This is a genomic window from Actinomadura sp. NAK00032 (assembly GCF_013364275.1).
Classification (GTDB): domain Bacteria; phylum Actinomycetota; class Actinomycetes; order Streptosporangiales; family Streptosporangiaceae; genus Spirillospora.
The window spans coordinates 7,142,836-7,166,897 of sequence record NZ_CP054932.1 but is presented as its reverse complement, the minus strand read 5'-3'; the positions used below and the strand labels follow the sequence as shown (position 1 = coordinate 7,166,897).

The following is a 24,062-nucleotide window of genomic DNA, read 5'->3' as shown; positions in this document are numbered from 1 at the left end:
AGTTTGCGGCTCCGGGCAGGTCCAAGCTCGTGACGCCTAGGAAAGGACACCGCCATGTCGGAGCTTCTCGTCGACTTCATCACCTCCCTCGACGGCTATGCATCGGGAGAGGGGTGGCCCGGGTTCTGGGGCCTCGAGGGCCCGGAGTACCTCGCATGGCTGGGCGAGCAGCCCGCGGTCACCTACCTGATGGGCGCGAACACCTACCGCCTGATGTCGGGCTTCGCCGCAGGCGACGTCCCGAGTGGCCAGGACGAGTTCAGGCCCGAGGAGGAGGCGTCCGTCGACGAGCTCACGCAAGCTTCCAAGGTGGTGTTCTCCTCCTCACTCGAGGACCCGCTGACGTGGGCCAACTCCACGCTCGTCCGCGACGACGCCGTCGAGGCGGTCCGCACCCTGAAGTCGAGCGGCTCGGGGCTCCTCAGCACGATCGGCAGCCTCAGCCTGTGCCGGTCCCTGCTACGAGCCGGACTCGTCGACCGCTTCCGGGTCGTGATGTTCCCGGTGATCACCGGGGCCACGGGCGAAGAACGCATCTACGACGGCTACCCGGACGTCGCCCTCGAGATGACCGACCACCGCACCTTCGACGGCCGCATCCAACTGGTCGAGTACAAGCCCCGCGTCCTCGACCACCCACCCCTCGCCACCCTCGCCTGACATCCCCCCGGACGCCCACACCACCAGGCCCGGAGCAAGACCTTGATCGGCTGAGCGCGAGGGGCATGCAGCCGGCGTGCGACGTCGAGCAGGTCGACCCGCAACGCTCCCCGACCGCCGACCGACGCGACATCGGCAAGTAGAGGAGCAGCGGCAGTCCGCCGGCCGGGCCGACCCAGATGAGCATTACGCAACCGGTCATGCCTCAACTGTTCCGAAGGCGCACTCGCCGACGTTCTTAAAACAGCCGTTGGGCGCTTGCGGCGACGTCGGTGGGCGGCCTGTGGATCGCCGGGGCTTCAGGGGAGCTTGCGTTCGCGTTCCAGCATTTCTTCCACTGAGGGATCGGGTGCCGAGAGACGCCGCCCGGGTCTTGCGGCCGTGCTTCTCCTTTTTGGAGTTGGGGCCGCCGCGGGGCCCAGGTCGTCTCGTGCGTGCCCCCGGGCCGCTTGAGTGATCGGAGGGCGGTGGGGGCGGCCCCTCCCACACCTCCACCCGGAGTTGCACGTCCATCCCATCCTGGCCCGTGGCGACGAGGATCCCATTGGGGCCGACCCCAAGGAAACCCTCTCCGGGCACGGTGGACTCCCGGGCCCTCTCAGCGACCGCGTCAGCGATTCCGACCATCCGGTGATCGGGGCGGACTCGCCGGGTCACCGCGTCCATCAATGCGCTCATTTGGAGCTACTCCCCAAGAGGATGGCGCTCGTCGTTCCCCATCATGGCACCGCGGTACAGGGCCGCCTGGGCCCATCGCAGGGCCGGTAACGCTCTTGGTTCCCGCCTCCCTTGCCGGAAGTGAGGCGGTGAAGGAGAGACTCGGTCCGGATCGAGCGGCTCGTTCCGGATTTTGGCCTCTGACCTGGTGTCGAGCGCCTTGGGGTGTGGCCGAATCCTTATCGGTTCGCCCATAGCCTGTTCGTTGAGGGTATGTTCCGATCGTGGGTTGGGATAGCGAGGGTGTGCTGGCGGGCCGGTACCGGAAACTGGGGCGGATCGGGCAGGGCGGGATGGGCGCGGTATGGCGCGCGTATGACACCGGCTTGGAACGTGAGGTGGCCATCAAGGAACTGTGGGTTCCCGAGCAGGTCAGCGAGCAGGAACGGCGCGTGTGGTATGCGCGGATGGGGCGGGAAGCCCGAACCGTCGCCCGGCTGAGGCACCCGGGAATCGTCACCGTCTACGACCGGGTGATGGGCGAGGACGGCCGTCCGTGGATCGTCATGGAGTTGATCCAAGGGCAGTCCTTGGATCACCTGCTGACCGAACGGCAAGCCCTCCCCGAGCAGCAGGTCGCCGCCATCGGGTTGGCGGTGTTGGAGGCGCTGTCGGCCGCACACGCGCACGGGATCGTGCACCGCGACGTCAAACCGGCCAACCTGCTGCTGGAGGGCGATCGGATCGTCCTCACCGACTTCGGCATCGCGGCCTTGGAGGGTGATGCCACCCTCACCCGCACTGGCGGCGTGCTGGGCACGCCCGCCTACATGTCCCCTGAGCAGATAGCCGGCCAGACCGTCACTCCCGCCTCGGACCTGTGGTCACTCGCCGCCACGTTGTACGCGGCGGTGGAAGGCCGCCGGCCGTTCACCGCCCCGACGCATGGGGCATTGTTCGTCGCCATCGCCACCCAGGACCCCGCACCACCCACATGCGGCGGGCCACTCGCCCAAGTCCTCAGCGGACTGCTGCGCAAAGACCCCGCCGATCGGCTGTCCGTCCCGCAGATCCGTGACCTGCTCACCACCGTGACCGGTCCCGACACCAAGCTCAACGCCCAGGCCCGCCGATCCGCCGACCAGCAATCCGCGACCTGCGCCGACACCCTCAACTTCACCGACGACCTGACCCTCCTGCACGGCACCGGACCCCTCCCAGATGACCGGGGGCGGACCCAGTCGTCCCGTGCTGCCGCGCCTCTTCCCGAGCAGGAGGCGGTCGCCCTCTACCGGCGGTTGGCTGAGACCGATCCTGACCGGTACCGTCCGGATCTCGCCCGGGCGCTGAACGATCTCGGTCATACGCTTTATGGGCTGGAGCGTTTTGCTGAGATTTTGCCTTTGAGGCAGGAGGCGGTCGCTATCTGCCGGGAGTTGGTCGAGGTCGATCCGGATCGCTACCGTCCTGATCTCGCGTACTCGCTGAGCCATCTCAGTCACACGTTGTATAGGTTGGATCGTTTCGCTGAGGAATTGCCTGTAGAGCAGGAGGCGGTCGCCGTCTATCGGCGGTTGGCCGAGGCCGATCCTGACCGCTACCGGCCTGATCTTGCCCAATTGCTGAGCAACCTCGGCCACACCTTGAATAGGCTGGACCGCCATGCCGAGGCGGCACCCGTGCGACAGGAGGCGGTCGCCGTCTATCGGCGGTTGGCCGAGGCCGATCCTGACCGGTACCGTCCGGATCTCGTCCAGGCGCTGAACGATCTCGGTCATACGCTTTATGGGCTGGAGCGTTTTGCTGAGATTTTGCCTTTGAGGCAGGAGGCGGTCGCTATCTGCCGGGAGTTGGTTGAGGTCGATCCGGATCGCTACCGTCCTGATCTCGCGTACTCGCTGAGCCATCTCAGTCACACGTTGTATAGGTTGGATCGTTTCGCTGAGGAATTGCCTGTAGAGCAGGAGGCGGTCGCCGTCTATCGGCGGTTGGCCGAGGCCGATCCTGACCGCTACCGGCCTGATCTTGCCCAATTGCTGAGCAACCTCGGCCACACCTTGAATAGGCTGGACCGCCATGCCGAGGCGGCACCCGTGCGACAAGAAGCGGACACCATCCGCCAGTAGAGGCGCCAAAGCTGACCCCGACCGCTACCGCCCGCTCGTGGGCCGACCCGGACCGCAGGCTGGCTACGGCCTAGGACGGAAACGGCGCGGCAGCGATCGCCCCGCCTGCAACTCGCACTGGTGATCGTGAGGCTGAGTTGGGAGCGGTTCATCGCCGACCGGTCCGGGGTGCTCGTCCGCGCGAACGGCGCGCAGCACCGCCACTCAGCGATCTTCGGTGCCCCCTTCCGCAGGGAGCTCTCAGGCACCCGCAGCCACACGAGGGCGAGGACCGGCCAGCCCGCCACGGCCCGCGCCAGGTCGCAGCGGATGTCGAGGAGGCGGGCTCCGACCAGCCGGTCCAGGCGGCGTTTTCGCCCAGCGGCCACTGAATCGATCCGTACAGGCGGCCCGCAGATCTCCGTGCGGGATGCCGCGATCAACGCGTCGATGATCGCGAGGTCGAGCTCATCCACGGCAGTCTCCCGACCCGTGGGCCAAACCATCCCTCGGAGGCGAGCCTAACGACTGCGACTGTCGTCCTGGCCTGGCGATACGCTGGTGTTCAGCCTTTCCCAGTAGTGCTTACGCCACTTCGGTGACTGCTGGAAGCCGCATCCCCGACGGCTACGGCTTCAGGGATGCGGTGACTGGTCGTTGGTGGCCTTTGCGAGGAGCGATGTGAGGATCGGCTCGGCGTGCGTCCACAGCAGCGCGCCACCGATTCCCGGCACCACGCTGCGCTGAGCGGTGGTCATGCGGGTGGCGAGGAATGCTCCGTTGTCGGGTGAATGGCTGGTGTCATGCTCGCCGTACCAGATGTCGACTGGAACACTGATCTTGTCGAAGACGAAGGGCCAGCGCCCCATGGCCAGGACCGTGTCGCGCGCGTAACCGGCGGCGCCCTGAGCGAAACCCTCGTCCAAGGCCCTGCGGTAAGCGGCCGCGAAGTCCGGATCCCGATAGACGGCAAGGTCGCACTCCGGGCTTGCGGCCATGACCATGTTCCACATGGCCTCGGCGGTGAAGCCGGCGAAGAACTCCTCGGCGCCGTCCGGGTCGGACGTGGCCCGTTCGACGAGGCCACGCAGGTCCGCCGGCAGGACGGACGCGAACTGCGGTGCGGCGACCTCGTCCGCGCCGGAGACCAGGGCCATCGCCGACGCGACGCCCGCCTCAGCACAGGCGATGGCGAACGGCGCGCCCTGTGAGTTGGCGACCACGGCCGGGTTCTCCAGCCCCCGCAGCACGCAGAGCTGCCGCATGTCACCGGCGAAGTCGGAGAAGGTTCGCCCCGGTGCAGGTGTGGAGACACCGAGCCCGGGGCGGTCCACGGAGACCAGACGCACACCGAGCGTCTCGACGACACCTCCGCCGAAGCCGAGCCACCGGCTTGTAGCCGCGCCCGCACACAGCAGAACGGGTATCCCGTCCGGCGATCCCCACTCCGCCCAGCCGAGTGACCGTCCATCAGACAGCCGAACCTCGCCCAGCCGGACGGGATCATCAACGTAAACAGCCATGGCCGACAGCATGGCCACGGCCATACCGTCCACGCATTCGCTTTTCGGAGCATTGAGGCGCGCCAAGCCCGACTGTGCCCGCCTCCATGGGGTAACGGAGGCGGGCACGGGGATGAGAGCCGCCGATCACCTGCGCGGGGCAGCGACGCCTCATGAACGGTATGCACGCCCAGGCGGCGTGCCGGACACGACCTCAAAGCCGTTCAAGAGAGCCTGGGCCTGTCGTCGATCACCGTCGCCTCCGACACTCAGACTGACCACCGGATTCACGCGCGGGTGTCCGCGCCCCAATCGCTCCAGGGGCGCGGACTTCCCTACCGCGCACGGCGACCCTCGGGGACGAAATGGGACAGAATTGTGGATCTTGGCAGCGGTAAGACCGCAGGGCAGACGGTGGCGCGCCCGGCAGGATTCGAACCCGCGACCGTCGGATTGGAAGTCCGATGCTCTACGTCGGCTCCGTGCCCTGCCTCACCTGCGCGGACTCTCCACCAACGTCACCGGGCAAGCAAGATCATTCCGGACGTACTCCGGATCTTGCTCCTGAGGCCGTGCCCGGTCGGGAGTCTCCGCACCCGACGGGGGCCACAGGTAGATTGGACATCATGACCGCTCAGCCCGAGGAACCGACCGCGCCGCGCGATCCCGGCGAGGATCCGGCTGCGATCTTCGATGCGCTCCCGCCGACGCATCGTGACCAGTTCCGGGCCAAGTATGACGAGGCGCTCGACGCGGCTCACGACCTGGCGCGCTTCAAGCAGGTCCAAACCCTGCTGCGTCAGTGGCGCTTGCGGGCCATCGCCTACGGCCGTCCCGGCTACGAAGAGGCGGTGCAGGACGCCCTACAGGGCAGGGAAGACAGCTTCGTCCGCTACACCCCTCCGGGCTGGGAAGGCCGGGTGTGACGTACCGCTGGGACGGCCTCCACGGACGCGCGCTGTACGAGCTGAACGGGCTCCCAACGAAGTCCGTCACGGCCTACTACTTGAGCGCCTCCTCGACCTCTTGGAAACGCCGTGGGACGCGGTGCCTGAACGGCCAGGTCAGACAGCCATCCGACACGCCTTTTTCGGCGCGAACGGCGAGGGCATGCTCACGCTTCTGGTCGACGACGAGGCTGAGACGCTGCGCATCATCGACATCCTGTGGATGGGGTAGCGGCGTAGCCGCTGTTCTTCCCTCACCTTCCTCCCCCCCGCCCGACGAGAGCTGTACCTAGCGGCTGACAGGTTCCTCCGCCGCCATCCTCAAGACATCGGGTCGGGGGGAACCCTGTGCCATTCCACGCCAAGTGGCAACGTCCCTGTGCCGTCGATGGATCTTCCACGTCGACTGGTGCCAGCTCTGCGCGGCGGTGCGTACCCCGTGGCGGCCGGTCGGAGCGGGCCGGCGGACGTGTCGCGATGCGCGGCCCGGCGCGGCCGTCCGGTGACCGGCGCCCACGCCGCATGCTCCGGGCGGCCTGGCGCGGGGCCGCGCAGCGGCCTGAGCGCCGCTGCCCCTCGACCGCGTGAAGTGGCGTCCGCCAAAGCAGAACGGCGCCGTTGATCGCCGAGTCGTCGTCAACCCGGCCCAAGCGCGGGAGCTGCTGACAGCGGTCTCCTACGTCGGCCGGTCGCGCGGTCCTCGGCTGCGGGCGATGTTCGCGTGCATGTACTTCGCCGGCCTGCGTCCGGCTGAGGCTGCGGGCCTGCGGCGGCATGACTGCGAACTTCCGGCAACTGGCTGGGGCCTGATCACGCTCAAGAAGACCCGGCCGCAGACGAACAAGCGATACACCGACTCGGGGGAGACCTTCGATGATCGGGGTCTCAAGCATCGGGACGATGACCTCGTCCGGCCGGTCCCCGTCCCGCCTGAGCTGGTGGCGATTCTCCGGGAGCACCTCGACGCCTTCGGGACGGCCAAGGACGGGCGGTTGTTCGTCACCAATGGCGGCCGGTCGTTCTCCGGCTCGGCCTACGCGCAAGTCTGGAAGCAGGCTCGCGCCCTGGCCCTCACTCCCGATCAGGTCGAGTCCCCGTTGGCCGCGCGGCCGTATGACCTTCGCCATGCGGCGGTGTCGCTCTGGCTCAACGCTGGCGTCCATGCGCCTGAGGCGGCCGAACGCGCTGGCCACGGGGTCGACGTAATGTTGCGCGTTTACGCTAAGTGCATAGACGGGCAACGAGACGTCGCCAACCAGCGCATCGAGGACGCGTTGGCATGATCGGCAACTGCGGTGGAGGGGCTCCGGAGTGTTCCGGGGCCTCTCTTGTCTTGCGTGCTGACCTGGGCAAACGCGGCCCGAGTCATTCCGCGTATATTCCGGGAACAGTGCCGCGCGACTGCCTTCGGCTGCATCCGGCCGAACCGGCGCAAGAGACGTCCTCGCAGGTCAGGGCCTTGATCGGCTGGTCAAGATGGCGCGCCCGGCAGGATTCGAACCCGCGACCGTCGGATTAGAAGTCCGATGCTCTGTCCAGCTGAGCTACGGGCGCCCGGCGCCCGGCGGGACGCCGGGACACAGTGTAAGGGTGCGGGTCCTCCAGCTCCACATCTATAACGCCGCTACCACGCGTGAGCGGAGCGTGGGGGGTGTTCCGGGTTCTATCTTTGGGTGCTGTGGCAGTGGACTTTGAGGTTCCGCTCTCCGGTGGGGACGTGTCGGAGGGCGTGGTGCGGGTCGGGGAGACGGTGCGGAGGCCGCTCGGGGCGCACAGTCCTGCCGTGCACGGGGTCCTGCGGCATCTGGAGGCGGTGGGGTTCGACGGGGGTTGCGTCCACGGAGGTGGTGTATGAGTTTGACCTGGTCAGAGGGCGTGGCGTCGTGACGTGAGACGGCCATCGCGTGATCCTTCGAATCGACCAAGATCAGAAGGAGAGGAACGCGATGGCCGTGGACAACAGTGTGGACCCTGCGGGGTGGCTGGCCGAGCAGATCGGGGTGTGTGAGCCCGATGTGTTGCGGTCGATGGTCAAGACGATGGCCGAGGCCCTCATGTCGGCGGAGGCGGACGCGGTCTGCGGCGCCGACTACGGGACCCGCTCAGAGGACCGGGTGAACCGCCGCAACGGCTACCGGGTCCGGGACTGGGACACCCGCGCCGGCACCGTGGAGTTGGCGATCCCGAAGCTGCGGTCGGGGTCCTACTTCCCCGAGTGGCTGCTGGAGCGGCGTCGCCGGGCCGAGCAGGCCCTGGTCTCGGTGGTGGCCACCTCCTATCTCCTGGGGGTGTCGACGCGCAGGGTGGACAAGCTGGTGGAGCAAATGGGCATCAAGGGCATCTCCAAAAGCCAGGTGTCGGAGATGTCCAAGGTGCTGGACGCGCAGGTGGCGGCGTTCCGGAACCGGCCGTTGGAGAGCGGCCCGTATGCGTTCGTGTGGGTGGACGCCCTGACTCAGAAGGTCCGTGAGGGCGGCCGGATCGTGAACGTGCATGTGCTGGTGGCCACCGGGGTCAACGCCGACGGGCACCGCGAGATCCTCGGGGTCGAGGTCACTTCGGCCGAGGACGGAGCCGGCTGGCTCGCCTTCCTGCGCGGGCTCGTCGCGCGCGGCCTGTCGGGCGTCCAGATGGTGATCTCCGATGCGCATCGGGGCCTGGTCGAGGCGATCGGGTCGACGCTGCCGGGCGCGGGCTGGCAGCGGTGCCGGACGCACTACCTGCGCAACCTGCTGACCAGGGTGCCCAAGTCGGCGCAGCCGTGGGTGGCGACGCTGGTGCGGACCATCTTCGACCAGCCCGCCGCCGAGGAGGTCCATGCCCAGCACGCACGGGTCGTCGCCTCGCTGGAGGCCAAGCACCCCGACGCGGCCGAGCACCTGGACCAGGCCAGACCCGATCTGCTGGCCTTCACCGGCTTCCCGCGCCAGCTCTGGCGGCAGATCTGGTCCAACAACCCGCAGGAGCGCCTGAACAAGGAGATCCGCAGGCGCACCGACGTGGTCGGGATCTTCCCCGACCGGGCCGCGATCGTCCGCCTGGTCGGCGCGGTGCTGATGGAGCAGACCGACGAATGGACCGAGGCCCGCCGCTACATGGGCCCGGAATGCCTCGCCAAAGCCCGGCTGCGCGTCATCGACGGCACCACACCCGACCCCGCTACCGAGCAGCAGGAACTCACCGCTTAACCTGCAGAAACAGGATCACGCGAAGATCAACTCTTACACCACTCCAGTGGACGTCACCTCGACGGGGCGCCGCGGGTGCTGGGGGTCGATGAGCGGGGGCGGGAGGTGCTCAGCTGGGTGCCCGGTGACGTGCCGCACCGGCCGCTTGCGGCCGCTGTCGTTTCGGAGGACGCGCTGCGGGGTGTCGGGCGGCTGCTGCGGCGCTACCACGACGCGGTGGCCTCCTACGGTGTGCCGGACGCCGGGTGGGACGCGGACCTCTCCAATCTGGACGGGCAGCCCGAGATCGTCGGGCATTGCGATGTCACGCCGGAGAACGTGGTCTTCCGGGGCGGGGCGCCGGCGGCTCTGATCGATTTCGATCTGGCGCGGCCCACTACGCGGTTGTTCGATGTCGTCACGGCATTGCGGCATTGGGGGCCGATCGAGGATCCGGCCGATCGGGACGCCCTGCTGTACGGGGCCGACGTCGGGCGGCGGATCAAGGTCTTCTGCGACGCCTACGGATTGGCGCGGGAGTCGCGGCGGGACGTGCTGCCCACGGCGCGGGTGAGGTTCGAGCGCTCCTACCGGGCCATGCGGGCCAGGGCGCAGCGCGGTGGGGGATGGGCGCGGATCTGGGACGGTGGTGCCGGGCCGCGCATCAGGCGCGCGCAGGACTGGCTGGAGAGGCACTGGGATGAACTTGATGCGCGGCTCTGCTGAGGGGCTTGTGGGCGGTGTCGTGCTGGACGCCTTTCTCGGGGATCCGAGGCGGTGGCATCCGGTTGCGGGGTTCGGGCGTGTGGCTTCGGCCGTTGAGGGTTCTTTCTATGCGGATTCCCGGTGGCGTGGAGTTGTCTACACCGGGGTTCTCGTGGGCGGTGCGGGGGCCGTCGGGGTTGTGCTGGAGCGGGTGAGCCGGCGGTTCGGGGTGCATGGGCTCGCGACCGCGGCGGTCACTTGGGCCGTACTCGGCGGGACGTCACTGGGACGTGAAGGGCTCGTCATGGCCCGTGTTCTGGAGCGGGGCGATGTGGAGGCGGCCAGGGCGCGGCTTTCTCATTTGTGCGCGCGGGATCCCGAGGGGATGGACGCGCAGGGGTTGAGCAGGGCGGTCGTGGAGTCGGTCGCCGAGAACACCTCGGACGCGTCGGTGGCTCCGCTGGTCTGGGGAGCAGTCGGGGGCATTCCGGGGCTGCTGATGTACCGGGCCGTCAACACGCTGGACGCGATGGTCGGGTACCGGAGTCCGAGGTACGAGCGGTTCGGGTGGGCGTCGGCGAGATTGGACGATGCCGCCAACTGGGTGCCGGCTCGGGTGACCGCGGGATTGGTCGTGGCGTGCGGCGGGCCGAGGGCCTGGCGGGTGCTCAGGAGGGACGGGAAGAAGCACCCGAGTCCCAATGCCGGACGGGTCGAAGCGGCTTTCGCGGGCGCGCTCGATGTGCGGCTCGGCGGTGTCAACGCCTATGGGGGCCGGGTCGAACGGCGGCCCGAGATGGGGGGCGGCGGGGTGCCCGAAGTGAAGGACATCAGGAAGGCCGTCCGGCTTTCGGCGGCGGTGACGTTCGCCGCGGCGGTGGCCATCGGGGTGCTGCGGTGAGCGCGATCCTGGTGGCGGGGACGACGTCCGACGCGGGGAAGAGCGTGGTCACGGCGGGGCTGTGCCGGTGGCTGGCGCGGCAGGGCGTGAAGGTCGCGCCGTTCAAGGCCCAGAACATGTCGCTGAATTCGATGGTGACGAGCGATGGCGCGGAGATCGGGCGGGCGCAGTACATGCAGGCCCAGGCGGCGGGGGTCGAGCCGCGGGCGGTGATGAATCCGGTACTGCTGAAGCCCGGGACCGATCGGCGTAGCCAAGTGGTCGTTCTGGGGCGGCCTGTCGCGGAGGTCGACGCGCTGCAATACGGGCAGCACAAGGAATGGCTCAAAGGTGTGGTGCTGGAGAGCCTTGATGAGTTGCGGTCCGAATACGACGTGGTGGTGTGCGAAGGGGCGGGGAGCCCGGCCGAGATCAATCTGCGGGCCGGGGACATCGTCAACATGGGGCTGGCGCGGGCGGCCGAGGTGCCGGTCGTGATTGTCGGCGATATCGACCGGGGCGGTGTCTTCGCGTCCTTGTACGGGACGGTCGCGCTGATGGAGCCCGAAGACCAGGCTCTTGTCGCCGGGTTCGTCATCAACAAGTTCCGCGGTGCGTACGAGTTGCTGAAGCCGGGGCTGGAGCAGTTGAAGGCCCTCACCGGGCGGCCGACACTGGGTGTACTGCCGTGGAAGCTGGGCCTGTATCTCGATTCCGAGGACACGCTGGCGCTGGACGCGCCGAGGCCCGATGCCAGGGGCCCGTACGGGAAAGAGACGCTGCGGGTCGCCGTTGTCAGGTTCCCGCGCATCTCGAATTTCACCGACCTGGACGCGCTGGCGTGCGAGCCGGGCGTCATCGTCCGGTACGCGGCGAGCGTCGGTGATCTGGTCGAGGCCGATCTCGTCATCCTGCCGGGTACCAGGGCCACGGTGAGCGATCTCGAATGGCTGCGCGACCGGGGAATGGCCGACGAGGTTCGCAGGCGGGCCGCGGAAGGGCGGCCTGTGCTCGGCATCTGCGGTGGCTACCAGATGCTCGCCGAGGAGATCGTCGACCACGTGGAGTCGCAGAGGGGAACGGCGCGGGGGCTCGGTCTGCTGCCGGCGAAGGTCGAGTTCGGGGAAGAGAAGATCCTCGGGCGGCCCACTGGCCAAGCCTACGGTGAGGACGTCCACGCCTATGAAATCCACCATGGTGTTGTGACGGCGCAGGGCGAGCCGTTTCTGGACGGTTGCCGAAACGGCGCGGTCTGGGGGACGACCTGGCACGGCGCCATGGAGAACGACGGGTTCAGAAGGGCGTTCCTCCAGGACGTGGCCCGCCATGCGGAAAGGGATTTCATCCCGGCCCCGGATGTGTCGTTCGCGGCCTTGAGAGAGGCGACCCTGGACGCGCTCGGCGACCTCGTCGAAGAGCACCTGGACACCGATGCCGTCTGGCGGATCATCGAGAAGGGCGCCCCGGCGGGGCTGCCCGTCGTCCCGCCCGGCGGGGCGCCGCCCGCGGGCCGGCCGAGCTGACCGCGGGCGGTCCCGGAGCGGCGGTAGGGTGATCCACTCAGGCCGCAACAGGTACCAGGAGGATCGTCCCGTGTCCGACCCGCGGTCCAGTCTGATCGTCCCGCTCATGAAGGCGCGGGTGCCGGCCGAGGTCCAGTTGGAGTTCCCGCTGCCCGCGGACGAGGAGCCGGTCCGCGACCCGTTCGCCGGTGACCTGTACGTCACGTACGCGCTGGAGATCGCCGACGAGGGCGCCCCCACCGGCCGCCGCTACGAGCACGTGGCGCGCCGGCACTGCGCCGAGCTCGGGGTGGGGCCGGACGAGCTGCGCCGCCGCGCGGTGATCAACCTGCGCGACCTGCGCCCGGAGCTGAGCCTCAGCTGGTACCCCGACGTGCGCGCGGTGACGGTGTCGCTCGGCGGGACGGCCGGGCGCGGCACCCTGGAGGCCGGCCTGCTGCTGGACGACGGGTTCCTGGAGAAGCTGGCGCAGGACGTGGAGGGCGACCTGGTCGTGGCGGTCCCCGCGCGGGACGTGTTCGTGGCGTCCGGTACCGGCCATCCCGACGGCGTCGACAAGCTGCGCTGGGCGGTCGCGCAGGTCTGGGCGGAAGACCGCGACAACGCCGACCCGAGCTGGGACGTGCCCGCCGGGAGCCTGCTCACCCACAACCTGATGGTGCGGCGCGGCGGCGTCTGGGACGTCCTGTCCGGCTGACGCCCGTCACGACAGCTGCTTGAACTCCGGCCACAGCTGCGGCCACGGGGCGCGCTGCCCGCGGCAGACCCAGATCGGCTTGTCCTGTTCCTGGTTGTCGAGCCCGACGCCGTTGTCGACGCGCCCCACGGGACGGACGTCCGACCAGAACCGCCGCAGCCCGGCGCCCTCGGCGACGTTGTCCGGCCCCACGACGATGGTGGGGCCGCCGGTCTCCGGTGGACGCCCGAAGTACCAGTAGCCGTTGTGCCCGCTGTAGGCGCGGGGCAGGCCGAGGCCGGGCCCGTACATGTCGAGTGCCCCGGCTTCGCCGTAGTTGCTGACGACGATCGTGGCCGCGGACCGCTCGGTCGGCGGCAGCGACCGGTAGACGTCCGCGACCTGCGCGGCGAACCGGGGCCAGCCGACCGTCTCGGCCGAGTCGGCGTTGACGGCGGGCTGCGGCGTGTCGGCCAGCCACTTCACCGGGTAGACGGGCAGCGTCAGCAGCACGGTCGTGATCGCGGTGACCGCGTACATGGGGGCGGACGCGAGCCGGCCGAAGCCGCGCGGGGCGCCGTTCCGCTCGATCTCCACGGCGCCGGCCGCCCAGAGCGCGGCCCACAGCCCGCTCAGGTAGTACGGCTTGCCGGCGGTGATCAGGAACACGACGTTCAGCAGCAGGTAAGCGTGCCCGAGGAACCGGTAGGGCCGCAGGTCGGCGGACCGGTACGTCCGCCACAGCCCGTAGATCCACAGCCAGGACGGGAACACGCCGGTCAGCAGGATCTGGAACGGGATGAACCCGGGCCGCCCGCCGAAGTCGCCCTTGTCGGCGATGGCGTCCGCCATCTCCAGTTGCGGCCAGCCGTGCCGCGCCTGCCACACCAGCCCGGGGACGGCCGCGAGGACGGCGACGAGGGCCCCGGCGGCGAGCATCGGGCGCCGCAGGAACTCGCGCGGCCCCGACAGCAGCAGCCCGGCGACGAGCGCGGCGAGCAGGAACACGACCAGGTACTTGACGTTCAGCGCCAGCGCCGTCACGGCGCCGGCGGCGAGCAGCAGCCGCTGGTCGCGGGTCCGCACCCAGCGGACGGTCAGCCACACGACCGTCGTGGACAGCAGCAGGTCGAGCGTCGCCGTGGAGAACAGGTGCCCGGCCGCGACCGCGAACGGGCACACCGCGTAGGACGCGGCCGTCAGCAGTTGCGCGCGCCGTCCGCCGCCCATCTCCCGCGCGGTGAGCGCGGCGACCACCACGCCCGCCGCGGCGAACAGGGCGGACGGGGCCCGCAGCGCGACGAGCGAGTCGCCGAACACCGCCGTGATCGCCCGGGCGAGCAGCGGCAGCAGCGCCGGCTGGTCGGGATAGCCCCAGGCCAGATGCCGTCCGGCGACCCGGAAGTACAGTTCGTCGCGGTGGTGGCCGTACCGCGTGCTGAGGACGAGGAGGAGCACCCCGAGCGCCCCGGCGATCAGCAGGACCGGCCGCCAGGCCGGTGCCGGCGCGGCGGGCGTGAGCCTGGTGGGCCGCGGCGCCGCGGCGGCAGGGGCGGTCATGATCCAAACCTATGTCGCGAATATGACATAAGTCACGATCTTCGTTCCGGCCGACCCCGGACACCGCCGCCCGCACGTCACCGGGGCATGCGCTGCCCACGGGTCCTGGGTCCCGGAGCCCTCGGAGGTGCCGAGGCGGGGAGCGGAAAATCGGTGGGAGATGTCGGGAGTGCTCCGTAATGTGCGCTCCATGGTCTCGTTGCATCAACTGCTGGCGTTCTCCGCCATGGCGCTGGCGATCATCGTGATCCCCGGGCCGTCCGTGCTGTTCGTCGTCGGCCGGGCGCTGGCGCACGGGCGCCGCACCGCGCTCGCGGGCGTCGTCGGCGGGGTGCTCGCGGCGCTCGCGCTGACCGCCGCCGTCGCGGTCGGCGTCGGGTCGATCGTGGAGCGTTCCGCGGTGGTGTTCACCGCGCTGAAGATCGTGGGCGCGGTCTACATCGTCTACCTGGGGGTGCAGGCCATCCGGCACCGGCGCTCGCTGCAGGAGACGATCGGCGCGGACGAGTCGGGCCGGACGGGCGGCCGGGCCCTGCTGCAGGGCTTCATCGTCGGCATCACGAACCCGAAGACGACGGTGTTCTTCGCCGCCGTCCTGCCGCAGTTCGTCGTGCGCGAGCACGGCCACGCCACCCTGCAGATGCTGGTCTTCGGCGCGGTGTTCGCGGTCATCGCGCTGCTCTGCGACAGCGTGTGGGGCATCGCCGCCGGGACGGCCCGCGAGTGGTTCGCCAGCTCCCCGCGCCGCCTCGCCGCGATCGGCGGCACCGGCGGGCTGATGATGATCGGCCTCGGCGTGACCGTCGCCGCCACCGGCCGCAAGGACTGACCCCGGCGCTCCCGCCCCGGCTCAGACCGAGCAGAGGGAGAAGTCGTCGAAGACCGCCTCGGGCCATCCCGTCGCCTTCTCGGGACGGTAGAGGAGGAGGCCGCTCGGGGTCTGCGGATCGCCCGCGCCGGGAGTGGCGATGGACGACGCCACCGACCGGCCGTTCACCCACATCCCGAGGTGGACGGTGTCGCCGTCGCCCTCGACGCAGGCGGCCTGGACGCGGTTCGTGCCGTCGCGCAGGTCGACCTTGTTGATCGCCAGCGTCCGCATCCGCTCGGTGCCGAGCCGGGCGATCCGGGCCACGCCGTTCTCCGGGTGGATCAGGAACGCGAAGCCCTCGGCCTGGCCGCGGCAGTACACCCCCGCCTCGCCGCCGGCCTCGACGGACTCGACCTTGACCTCGATGAGCTGCGACTTGGGCACGTCCCGCACCGGCGCGTCGACGGCCGTCGACATCGTCGTGGGGAGGACGTGCAGCTCGTACCTGCGGTCGCGGTAGGACGCGTCCCAGGTGGGGGTGGCGGCCGTCTTCCAGCCGGAGTCCTCTTCGCTGAAGTTGTCGTCGAAGACCTTGTCATCGTCGTCGGGCGGCCCGTTGCGGAAGTTCGCGGCGACCGCGCTGGATCCCGTGCCGTCGCCGCTGCCCGGCTCGCCGTTCTCGTCGGCCAGGCCGCGCAGGCCCAGGAAGCCGGAGACGCCGACCAGGCCGGCGATGGCGATGGCGGCCGTCAGGCCGACGGCGCGCCGGTGCCCGCCGCGACGGGACGGGCGCGGCGCCCCCGGCGGGACCGGCATCGCGGACGGGCCCGTCGGCGGGGCCTGGAACGGCGGCACGGTGGTCGGCGCCGCGGCCGGGGTCGGGGCCGGACGCGTGGGCGGGTCGGCGGCGACCGCGGTCGGCCGCGGAGCCGGAGCCGGAGGCAGCGGCACCGTGACCGGCGCCTCCTCAGCCGGCGGCTCCTCAGGCAACGCAGCTTCGACCGGCGCCGCCTCGACCGGCGCGTCCTCGCCGGTCAGTGACCGGATGAGCTGCTTGACCGTCGGACGCTCGGACGGGTCCTTCGCCAGCGCGCGCGCCACGAGGTCGTGCACCGCCGGGTCGAGCCCGTCCAGGTCGGGGTCGGCGGACGTCACCCGGTTGATGATCTCCGGGAGCGTCTCGCCGGCGAACGGGACGCGTCCCGTCCCCGCGTAGGCGACGACGCAGCCCCAGGAGAACACGTCGGCGGCCTGGGTGATCTCCTGCCCGTGCATCAACTCCGGCGCGATGTAGGCGGGAGTGCCGATGAACTGGCCGGTTCTGGTCGGCCCGTCGCCCGCGTCCAGCGCCCGCGCGATGCCGAAGTCGATCACGCGCGGCCCGGTCGGGGACAGCAGCACGTTGGACGGCTTGAGGTCGCGGTGCACGATCCCGGCGCCGTGGATCGCGCTCAGCGCGGTCGCGATGTTGACCGCGAGCGCCTCCAGGTCGCCGCCGCGCAGCGGCCCGCCCGCCCGGACGGCCTCGTCGAGCGACGGCCCGGCGACGTACTCGGTCACCACGTACAGCGGGTCGCCGTCGAGCCGGGCGTCCAGCACCGCGGCGGTGCAGAACCGCCTGACCTGCCGCGCGGCCGTCACCTCGCGGCGGAACCGGTCGTGGAACGCCTCGTCGTCGGCCAGTTCCGGGTTGATGACCTTGACCGCGACGCGCCGGCCGACGGCGTCCTCGCCGAGGAAGACGGTGCCCATGCCGCCCCGGCCGAGCCGTGCGGTCAGCCGGTACGGGCCGAGCCGGCGCGGGTCGCGGTCGCGAAGGGGGGCCTGCATGGACGTCTCCCGGAAGCCGATGGCGTGTGCGCACTCAGTCTTTCGGACGTTGGCGGGGGGTGCATCCGTTCCCGCCCGCGGGCCGCGGGCCGCGACCGCCCGTACGCTGAGACCCTGCGGAAGGGTCTTGGGAGGAAAGCGTGGACGTGACGGACGACGTGCTCGGCCCCGGCTACGAGGCGATCGAGCTGCCGATGGGCCGGGACGCCGAGGGCGAGGTGGTCGCGACGCTGGTGCGGCGGCGCGGCACCGACCCGTCCCGCCGGGCGGTGCTGTACCTGCACGGGTTCGTCGACTACTTCTTCCAGAAGCACCTGGCCGACTTCTACCTGGACCTCGGCTTCGACTTCTACGCGCTCGACCTGCGCAAGTACGGGCGCTCGCTGCGCCCGCACCAGACGCCGAACTACATCGAGAGCCTCTCGGACTACTTCCCGGAGATCGGCGAGGCCGTCCGGATCATCCGGGACGTGGACGGCCACGACGCGCTGCTGCTGAACGGCCACTCCACCGGCGGGCTGATCGCCGCGCTGTGGGCCGACCGGGTGGCGGGGAAGGGCCTGGTGGACGGCCTGTTCCTCAACAGCCCGTTCTTCGACCTCGCCGAGCCGCTGGTGCTGCGCAAGGCCGGTGCGGGGCTGGCGCGGGCGCTGCGGTCCCGGTTCCCGAAGGCGAAGCTGCCGGCGGGCGTGTCCGACCGGTACCCGCGCAGCATCCACCGCGAGCACGACGGCGAGTGGGAGTTCGACCTCGCCTGGAAGCCGCTGGTCGGGTTCCCGGTGCGGGCGGCGTGGCTGGCGGCCGTCCGGCGCGGGCAGTTGCGCCTGCACCGGGGCCTGGACGTGGACGTGCCGGTGCTGGTCATGGCCTCGACGCGGAGCGTCCGCCCGTCCCGCAGGGTGCTGGACGTGACGGCCGCCGACGCCGTGCTGGACGTCGAGCACATGGCCCGGTACGCGCCCCGGATCGGGCGGCACGTCACGCTCGTCCGGATCGACGGCGGCCTGCACGACCTGGTGCTGTCCGCCGAGCCCGCCCGGACCCGGGTGTTCGAGGAGCTGGCCCGCTGGACGAACGGCTACCTGCCCGCCCGCTGACCTCCGCCCGCCCGGGGACCTAGCCGAGGATCTTCGACATGTCGAAGTCGTCGAAGTCGGCGACGATCTGCTCGGCCGGGTTGCCGCCCCGCTCGACCTGGAGCCCCACCCAGCCGTTGGCGAGCGGCTGGTCGGTGTCGACCTCGTCGAGCACCTTCTCGCCGTTCACCCAGAGCCGCAGCCGGACCGACGGGCCGTCCTCCTCCTTGCCCTCGCAGGCGGCCTGCACCTTGTTGGGCTTCCCGGCCTCGTAGCCGGGGACGGAGTCGGGCGTCGCGAGGTCCTTCGTGCCGAGGTCCCCGTTGACCTTGCGGAGCACCGCGCCCTTGCCGTCGTTGCGGACGAGGAACATGTACTGCGTCTTGCCGTCCTGGTTCGCGCGGCAGAGGAGGCCGAACATGCCGTCCGCGGGGCCCTGCCCGACCGACACCGTGACGGTCGCGAGCATCGGGTCGGGGAAGTCCTCCACCTTGTCCTTCGGCACCCAGCGCGCGACGACTCCGGTGGTGTTCTTGGTCTGCATCCGGTACTTGCCGTCGGCGTAGCCGTAGGTCTTGTCGTAGGTGTCGCCCCAGCCGGACGCGGAGTCGGCGAACGCGTCGCCGAACGCGGTGGCCAGGTTCTCGGGCGGGCCGTCCGACCGGAAGACGGTGAACGCGAGGACGGCGAGCAGCACCACCGCGGCGACGGCCGCGCCGCCGATGAGCAGCGGGCGCCGGGGCGGCCCGCCGCCCGGCGGCGGGCCGGGCCGGGCGTCGCGGCGAGTGGTGTCGGCGCCGTGCACGGCGTGGGGCTGCTGCTGGAACACCGTCGGCGCGGTGGCCGTGGCGGACGGCGGCCGGGGCGCCCCGGCGGCTCCCGTCCCCGCCGCCCCCGCGGCGGCTCCGGCGGGGGCGTGCCAGCCCGCCTGGACGGTCTCGGCGAGCGTCGCCGGGTCGGTCGTGCCGTTGCCGACGAGGCGCGCGAGGACGTCCTGGACGGACGGCCGGCGGCGCGGGTCCTTGTCGAGCGCGGCGGCGACGACGTCGCGCAGGGCGGGGTCGAGCCCGTCCAGCTTCGGCTCCTCGTGCACGACCCGGTAGAGGATCTCCGGGACGGTGTTGCCCGTGAACGGCGCGGACCCCGTCCCGGCGTAGGCGACGACGCAGCCCCACGAGAACACGTCGGACGCGGGGCTGACCGGTTCGCCGCGCAGCAGCTCGGGCGGCAGGTAGTTCGGCGTCCCGACGAACTGGCCGGTGCGGGTGGGCCCGTCGGCGGCGTCGAGGGCGCGGGCGATGCCGAAGTCGATGACGCGGGGGCCGGTGGAGGACAGCAGCACGTTGGCGGGCTTGAGGTCGCGGTGCACGATGCCGGCGCCGTGGATGGCGGCGAGGGCGGTGGCGACGCCGACCGCGATGCCCTCCAGGTCGGAGCCGGGCAGCCTACCGCGCTCGGCGACGGCGCGCTCCAGGCTCGGGCCCTCGATGTACTCGGTGACGACGTACAGGGGGTCGCGGTCGAGCTCGGCGTCGATGACGGGCGCGGTGCAGAACCGGCGGACCTGCCGCGCCGCCGTCACCTCGCGCCGGAACCGCTCCCGGAACGAGCCCTCCCCGGCCAGCTCCCGGTTGATCACCTTCACCGCGACGCGGCGCCCGCCGGCGTCCTCGCCGAGGTAGACCGTGCCCATGCCGCCGCGGCCGAGCCGCCCGATCAGCCGGTAGGGGCCGAGTTCCGCGGGGTCCTCGGGGCGCAGGGCCTCACCGTTCTCTCCTGCGTGCGTGGTCATCGTGATCCTGAAGGGGGAATCGAGGGGAGTGTCTCGTAGCACCCTAGTGTGCGGGAGGGCACCGAGAGGCGCGGACTCAGCGGGCCCGGCGGGCGCGCGGGAGGGTGCGGAACGGCGGGAGCGCCTCTCCGGTGAGCCCGAACGCGTACGCGATGACGCGGCTCGACCAGCGCTGGCAGCCGACGACCAGCCCGTACAGCGGGCGCGGGTAGCGGCCGGTGAACGGGATCACCAGCCAGCTGAGCGGCATCACGACGACGAGCAGCGCGTACATGACCAGCATGACGATCAGGTGGGGGAGGACGAGCAGGCCCCTGAGCAGGGTGAACCAGCGCCTCGGGCCCTTCCACTGGGCGGGGAACGGCAGGTCGACCGTGACGGTCTGCTCGCCCGCCGCCGAGCCGGCCTCCGAGCCCGTCTGCGGTTCCGCCTTCTCCGCCGCGACGGGCGCGGGGACGGGGCGCGGCTGCTCGGCGTCCCGGACGGCCTCGGCGGCGGGCGGCGGCCCCGCGGCCGGGGCAGGCTCGGCGGCAGGCTCCGCCGGATGCGTGCCCCGCCACGACATCGAGATCGTCTCGGCGGTGCGCTCCGGGTCGGCCTGCTCCTGCCCGACGAGGCGGGTGAGGAGCTGCCGGGCGGTCGGCCGGGCGGCCGGGTCCTTGCCGAGCGCGGCGGCGACGACCTCGCGCAGCCGCGGGTCGAGGCCGGCGAGGTCGGGGTCCTCGTGGCCGATGCGGTGGAACGTCTCCGCGACCGTCTTGCCCTGGAACGGGGGACGTCCCGTCCCGGCGTAGGCGACGACGCAGCCCCACGAGAACACGTCCGACGCCTGCTCGACCGGTTCGCCGCGCAGCACCTCGGGCGCGATGTAGGACGGGGTCCCGACGAACTGGCCGGTGCGGGTCGGGCCGTCGGGGGCGTCGAGGGCGCGGGCGATGCCGAAGTCGATGACGCGGGGGCCGGTGGAGGACAGCAGGACGTTGGCGGGTTTGAGGTCGCGGTGCACGATGCCGGCGCCGTGGATGGCGGCGAGCGCGGTGGCGACGCCGACCGCGATGCCCTCCAGGTCGGAGCCGGGCAGCGCCCCCTTCTCCCGGACGGCCTTCTCCAGGCTCGGCCCGTCGATGTACTCGGTGACGATGTAGGGCGGGTCCTGGTCGAGCTCGGCGTCCAGGACGGGCGCGGTGCAGAACCGGTGGACGCGCCGCGCGGCGGTCACCTCGCGGCGGAACCGGGCGAGGAACGCCGGCTCGCCGGCGAGGTCGCGGTTGACGACCTTCACCGCGACCCGCCGGCCGTCGGGCTCGGCGCCGAGGTAGACGGTGCCCATGCCGCCGCGGCCGAGCCGCCCGAGCAGGCGGTAGGGGCCGAGGACGCGGGGTTCGTCCTGCTCCAGCGGGCCGGCGGCGGTCGTCGTCATGGGGGGCGGGCTCCTCAGATGATCGTCTTTGGGCCCAGCCTAAGGGAGCCCGGGAGGCCCGGCGCGCCGGTCAGGGAATCAGCAGGAGCTTGCCGGTGGTGCGCCGCGCCTGCAGATCGGCGTGCGCCGCGCCCGCGTCGGCGAGGTCGTAGCGGTGCCCGACGTGCACGTTCACGGCGCCGGACGCGATCCAGCCGTAGACGTCGGCGGCGCGCTCCAGCAGCTCCTCGCGCTTGTCCACATAGTGGGCGAGCGTCGGCCGTGTCAGGAACAGTGACCCCGCCTTGTTGAGGCGCTGCGGGTCGAACGGCGGCACCGGGCCGCCGGCCGCCCCGTACAGCGCGAGGGTGCCGCGCCGCCGCAGGCTCTCCAGGCTCCCGTCGAACGTGGGCGCGCCGACACCGTCGTACACGGCGGCGACGCCCTCTCCATCGGTCAGCTCCCGCACCCGGCCGGCGAAACCGTCGTAGGGCATCGTGACGTCCGCGCCCGCGTCCTTGGCGAGCCGCTCCTTCTCCGGGGTGGACGCCGTGCCGATCACGCGGGCGCCGAGGGCCTTGGCGGTCTGGGTGAGCAGCAGGCCCATGCCGCCCGCCGCCGCGTGGACGAGCACGGTGTCGCCCGGCCGGATCGGATACGTCGACCGGGTCAGGTAGTGCGCGGTCATGCCCTGCAGCAGCGACGCCGCCGCGTCCTCCAGCCCGACGCCGTCCGGGACGGGGACGGCCCGGTCCGCCGGGACGACGGCCTGCGCCGCGTAGGCGCCCTGCACGTCGGCCCAGGCGACGCGGTCGCCCACCGAGAACTCGCCGACGCCGTCGCCGACGGCCGTGACCGTCCCGGCCGCCTCCATGCCCGGCGTGTACGGGAGGCCGTGCGGGTAGGCGCCCGTCCGGAAGTACACGTCGATGAAGTTGACGCCGGCCGCCGCCACGTCGACCAGGACCTCGCCGGGGCCGGGCTCGGGAGCGGGACGCTCCACCGGCTCCAGGACCTCGGGTCCGCCGTTGCGGGTGATGACGATCGCGCGCATGCGCCCTCCTGCTGCTCGATGGCCGGCGATCAGGGAGAACCCGGAGCCGCCGCCGGTTGTTCCGCGGTCAGGCCGGTTCCGCGGTCAGACCCAGTCGCGCATCGTGCGGCCCGCGAGGGTGACGGCCTGCTCGACCCGGGCCGCGACCGTCCCGGGGTCCCAGATCTCGCGGCGGGCGCACTCCTCGAACGCGATTTTCACCGCCGCCAGGTAGAACGCGACGAGGATCCGCGGCCGCAGGTCGTCGGCCAGGTCCACGCCCTCGCGCCGGGCGATCTCGGCGGCGAGCGCCTCCGCCGAGGCCGAGTAGCGCGCCATCTGCGCGGCCATCAGCGACGGCGTCGACTCGATCACCTGCCGGACGCGGCGGAACCGGCCGCTCTCCGCCGGCTCGCCCTCCGCGATCGTCTCCAGCACGATGCGCAGCGACTCGAACAGCGCGGTGAAGGGCCGCTCCTCGGGCGGGCGGGCGGCGAGCGCCTCGCCGAGCAGCTGGTCGTGCTCGGCCAGGAAGCCGGTGACGACGTCCTCCTTGGTGGCGAAGTAACGGAAGAACGTCCGCTGCGACACCTCCACCGCCGCCACGATCTCGTCGATCGTCGTGGCCTCGTAGCCCTTGGCGAGGAACAGCTCCAGGGCGGCGTCGACGAGCGCGAGGCGGGTCCGCTGCTTCTTGCGCTCGCGGAGGCCGGCCAGCGCGCGCTCCTGCGCCGACGAGGTGCCGTGCGTGGGGCCGGACGGGTCGCCGGCGGGGACGGCGCTCATCGGCTCGCTCCTTCTATCTGCCTGGCATGGGCATGGCATGCCCGTCTCACAGAGGCTTCTATCACGGACGGACCCTCCGGATGCGCGGCGGGTTCCGCCCGCTGGAAGGTCCCTCGCGCGATCGGCGCGCACGCGCTCGCGGGGGACCATCTTCGCCGGAGCGGGAAACACCCGGCCCACTCTCCGGATTCCCCCACCGCGACCGCGGCCGACCGGTCATGCTGAAGGCCGGTCACCATTCGTCGCCGGATGATCGCCCAAGGTCATGCGGGACGCGAACCGTGGTGAGGCGGCTGATGTGTCTGTAGTGGGTGGGCGGGAGACCGCCGAGGCGCGGCGGCGTCACCTCGCGGCGCTCGCCCGCGAGGTCGAGGCCCGGGGGCTCGCGTGGCGGTTCGCCGGCCCGGACGAGTCGCTGCTGGCGGTCTACGGCCCGCGGACGCGGCGCCGGGTCATGGTCGTCGCGACCCCCGCCGGCGAGGGCTGGTCCTACCTGTGGCCGGGCGGCGGGATCGCCGACGTGGCCGACGCGGAGGGCGCCGCCGACGAACTGACCCGGCTCCTGACCTGATCCCGCCTTGCTCCCGGGGCGGCGGCTTCCCTAGACTCCGAGGCGAACGTTTGTTCGAACGTCCGCATGTTCTTCCCCCGTGCGGTGTGCGCGAGGGGGAGGCAGATGACACGCGTGTTCGGCGATCCGGTCGAGGTCTGGGTGAGCGACGGCCGTCCGGTCCGGTTCGTCTGGCGCGGCAGGCTCTACGCCGTGCGGCGGGTGCTGGAGCACTGGGTCACGACCCGTGACTGGTGGCGGGAGCAGCAGCCCGCCGGCGAGGCCACCGGGGAGCGGGAGTTCTGGCGGGTCGAGGCGACCCCGGACAGGGAGATCGGCGTCTACGAGCTGCGTTATGACGCGGCCGCCGACAGCTGGCTGCTCTCCCGGGTATGGGACTGAC

At 71.3% G+C, this 24,062-nt stretch carries 21 protein-coding genes and 1 tRNA gene; 14 read left to right on the top strand and 8 right to left on the bottom strand.

Annotated elements, in window-relative coordinates; all coding sequences use genetic code 11:
* Nucleotides 1–54 precede the first annotated feature (54 nt).
* Both HUT06_RS32705 and HUT06_RS32700 read left to right on the top strand, forming a co-directional pair.
* Nucleotides 55–660, top strand: coding sequence for a dihydrofolate reductase family protein (locus HUT06_RS32705; RefSeq protein WP_176199218.1), 606 nt, complete (start codon nucleotides 55–57; stop codon nucleotides 658–660).
* A 941-nt stretch (nucleotides 661–1,601) separates the two neighbouring features.
* Entirely contained in the window at nucleotides 1,602–3,443 is a 1,842-nt protein-coding gene (locus HUT06_RS32700) for a serine/threonine-protein kinase (RefSeq protein WP_176199217.1), read from the top strand.
* 614 nt (nucleotides 3,444–4,057) lie between these two features.
* On the opposite strand, the gene HUT06_RS32695 is transcribed toward HUT06_RS32700, so the two are convergent.
* Complete coding sequence (locus HUT06_RS32695; RefSeq protein WP_254715819.1) at nucleotides 4,058–4,957, bottom strand: alpha/beta fold hydrolase; 900 nt, start codon at nucleotides 4,955–4,957, stop codon at nucleotides 4,058–4,060.
* A 593-nt stretch (nucleotides 4,958–5,550) separates the two neighbouring features.
* On the opposite strand from HUT06_RS32695, the gene HUT06_RS32690 reads away from it, so the two are divergent.
* From HUT06_RS32690 to HUT06_RS32680, 3 genes are all read left to right on the top strand, one after another.
* Entirely contained in the window at nucleotides 5,551–5,850 is a 300-nt protein-coding gene (locus HUT06_RS32690) for a DUF6247 family protein (protein WP_176199216.1), read from the top strand.
* 100 nt (nucleotides 5,851–5,950) lie between these two features.
* Complete coding sequence (locus tag HUT06_RS32685) at nucleotides 5,951–6,103, top strand: hypothetical protein (RefSeq protein ID WP_176199215.1); 153 nt, start codon at nucleotides 5,951–5,953, stop codon at nucleotides 6,101–6,103.
* A gap of 352 nt (nucleotides 6,104–6,455) precedes the next feature.
* On the top strand, nucleotides 6,456–7,154 hold the full coding sequence (locus HUT06_RS32680; RefSeq protein ID WP_302931853.1) for a tyrosine-type recombinase/integrase: 699 nt from the start codon (nucleotides 6,456–6,458) through the stop codon (nucleotides 7,152–7,154).
* Nucleotides 7,155–7,348: 194 nt separating this feature from the next.
* Here the strand turns inward: HUT06_RS32680 and HUT06_RS32675 are convergent.
* Nucleotides 7,349–7,425 (bottom strand) — tRNA-Arg (locus HUT06_RS32675).
* Between the two features lie 392 nt (nucleotides 7,426–7,817).
* Here HUT06_RS32675 and HUT06_RS32670 point away from each other — a divergent pair.
* The 5 genes from HUT06_RS32670 (at nucleotide 7,818) to HUT06_RS32650 (ending at nucleotide 12,843) form a co-directional block, all read left to right on the top strand.
* Nucleotides 7,818–9,059, top strand: coding sequence for an IS256 family transposase (locus tag HUT06_RS32670; protein ID WP_176194839.1), 1,242 nt, complete (start codon nucleotides 7,818–7,820; stop codon nucleotides 9,057–9,059).
* A gap of 117 nt (nucleotides 9,060–9,176) precedes the next feature.
* On the top strand, nucleotides 9,177–9,764 hold the full coding sequence (locus HUT06_RS32665; protein ID WP_254715502.1) for a phosphotransferase: 588 nt from the start codon (nucleotides 9,177–9,179) through the stop codon (nucleotides 9,762–9,764).
* Nucleotides 9,739–10,644, top strand: a complete 906-nt coding sequence (locus tag HUT06_RS32660) for a cobalamin biosynthesis protein (protein WP_176199213.1) — start codon at nucleotides 9,739–9,741, stop codon at nucleotides 10,642–10,644. Before HUT06_RS32665 ends, HUT06_RS32660 begins: the two co-directional genes overlap by 26 nt.
* On the top strand, nucleotides 10,641–12,146 hold the full coding sequence (locus HUT06_RS32655; protein WP_176199212.1) for a cobyric acid synthase: 1,506 nt from the start codon (nucleotides 10,641–10,643) through the stop codon (nucleotides 12,144–12,146). The genes HUT06_RS32660 and HUT06_RS32655 overlap by 4 nt, the downstream gene beginning before the upstream one ends.
* A gap of 70 nt (nucleotides 12,147–12,216) precedes the next feature.
* Nucleotides 12,217–12,843, top strand: a complete 627-nt coding sequence (locus tag HUT06_RS32650; RefSeq protein ID WP_254715501.1) for a DUF1444 family protein — start codon at nucleotides 12,217–12,219, stop codon at nucleotides 12,841–12,843.
* Nucleotides 12,844–12,849: 6 nt separating this feature from the next.
* On the opposite strand, the gene HUT06_RS32645 is transcribed toward HUT06_RS32650, so the two are convergent.
* Nucleotides 12,850–14,382 carry a glycosyltransferase family 39 protein gene (locus tag HUT06_RS32645; RefSeq protein ID WP_217711558.1) on the bottom strand — a complete coding sequence of 511 codons (1,533 nt, stop codon included), beginning with the start codon at nucleotides 14,380–14,382 and terminating at the stop codon, nucleotides 12,850–12,852.
* Between the two features lie 190 nt (nucleotides 14,383–14,572).
* Here HUT06_RS32645 and HUT06_RS32640 point away from each other — a divergent pair, with 190 nt between their 5' ends.
* On the top strand, nucleotides 14,573–15,211 hold the full coding sequence (locus tag HUT06_RS32640; RefSeq protein WP_176199211.1) for a LysE family translocator: 639 nt from the start codon (nucleotides 14,573–14,575) through the stop codon (nucleotides 15,209–15,211).
* A gap of 21 nt (nucleotides 15,212–15,232) precedes the next feature.
* On the opposite strand, the gene HUT06_RS32635 is transcribed toward HUT06_RS32640, so the two are convergent.
* Entirely contained in the window at nucleotides 15,233–17,023 is a 1,791-nt protein-coding gene (locus tag HUT06_RS32635) for a serine/threonine-protein kinase (RefSeq protein WP_176199210.1), read from the bottom strand.
* Between the two features lie 140 nt (nucleotides 17,024–17,163).
* Between HUT06_RS32635 and HUT06_RS32630 the strand changes: the two genes are divergently transcribed.
* A complete protein-coding gene (locus tag HUT06_RS32630; protein ID WP_217711557.1) occupies nucleotides 17,164–18,120 on the top strand; it encodes an alpha/beta hydrolase in 957 nt (318 codons plus the stop codon).
* Between the two features lie 19 nt (nucleotides 18,121–18,139).
* Here the strand turns inward: HUT06_RS32630 and HUT06_RS32625 are convergent, their stop codons facing one another.
* The 4 genes from HUT06_RS32625 to HUT06_RS32610 form a co-directional block, all read right to left on the bottom strand.
* Nucleotides 18,140–19,891, bottom strand: coding sequence for a serine/threonine-protein kinase (locus HUT06_RS32625; RefSeq protein ID WP_176199209.1), 1,752 nt, complete (start codon nucleotides 19,889–19,891; stop codon nucleotides 18,140–18,142).
* A 76-nt stretch (nucleotides 19,892–19,967) separates the two neighbouring features.
* Nucleotides 19,968–21,311, bottom strand: coding sequence for a DUF4389 domain-containing protein (locus tag HUT06_RS32620; RefSeq protein ID WP_176199208.1), 1,344 nt, complete (start codon nucleotides 21,309–21,311; stop codon nucleotides 19,968–19,970).
* Between the two features lie 70 nt (nucleotides 21,312–21,381).
* The gene (locus HUT06_RS32615; protein ID WP_176199207.1) at nucleotides 21,382–22,344 is read right to left on the bottom strand and encodes a quinone oxidoreductase; all 963 of its coding nucleotides are present in this window, start codon (nucleotides 22,342–22,344) and stop codon (nucleotides 21,382–21,384) included.
* 84 nt (nucleotides 22,345–22,428) lie between these two features.
* Complete coding sequence (locus HUT06_RS32610) at nucleotides 22,429–23,109, bottom strand: TetR family transcriptional regulator (RefSeq protein ID WP_176199206.1); 681 nt, start codon at nucleotides 23,107–23,109, stop codon at nucleotides 22,429–22,431.
* Between the two features lie 298 nt (nucleotides 23,110–23,407).
* On the opposite strand from HUT06_RS32610, the gene HUT06_RS32605 reads away from it, so the two are divergent.
* Nucleotides 23,408–23,680, top strand: coding sequence for a hypothetical protein (locus tag HUT06_RS32605; RefSeq protein WP_240807862.1), 273 nt, complete (start codon nucleotides 23,408–23,410; stop codon nucleotides 23,678–23,680).
* A gap of 105 nt (nucleotides 23,681–23,785) precedes the next feature.
* Complete coding sequence (locus tag HUT06_RS32600; protein WP_176199205.1) at nucleotides 23,786–24,061, top strand: DUF6504 family protein; 276 nt, start codon at nucleotides 23,786–23,788, stop codon at nucleotides 24,059–24,061.
* Nucleotide 24,062 lies beyond the last annotated feature (1 nt).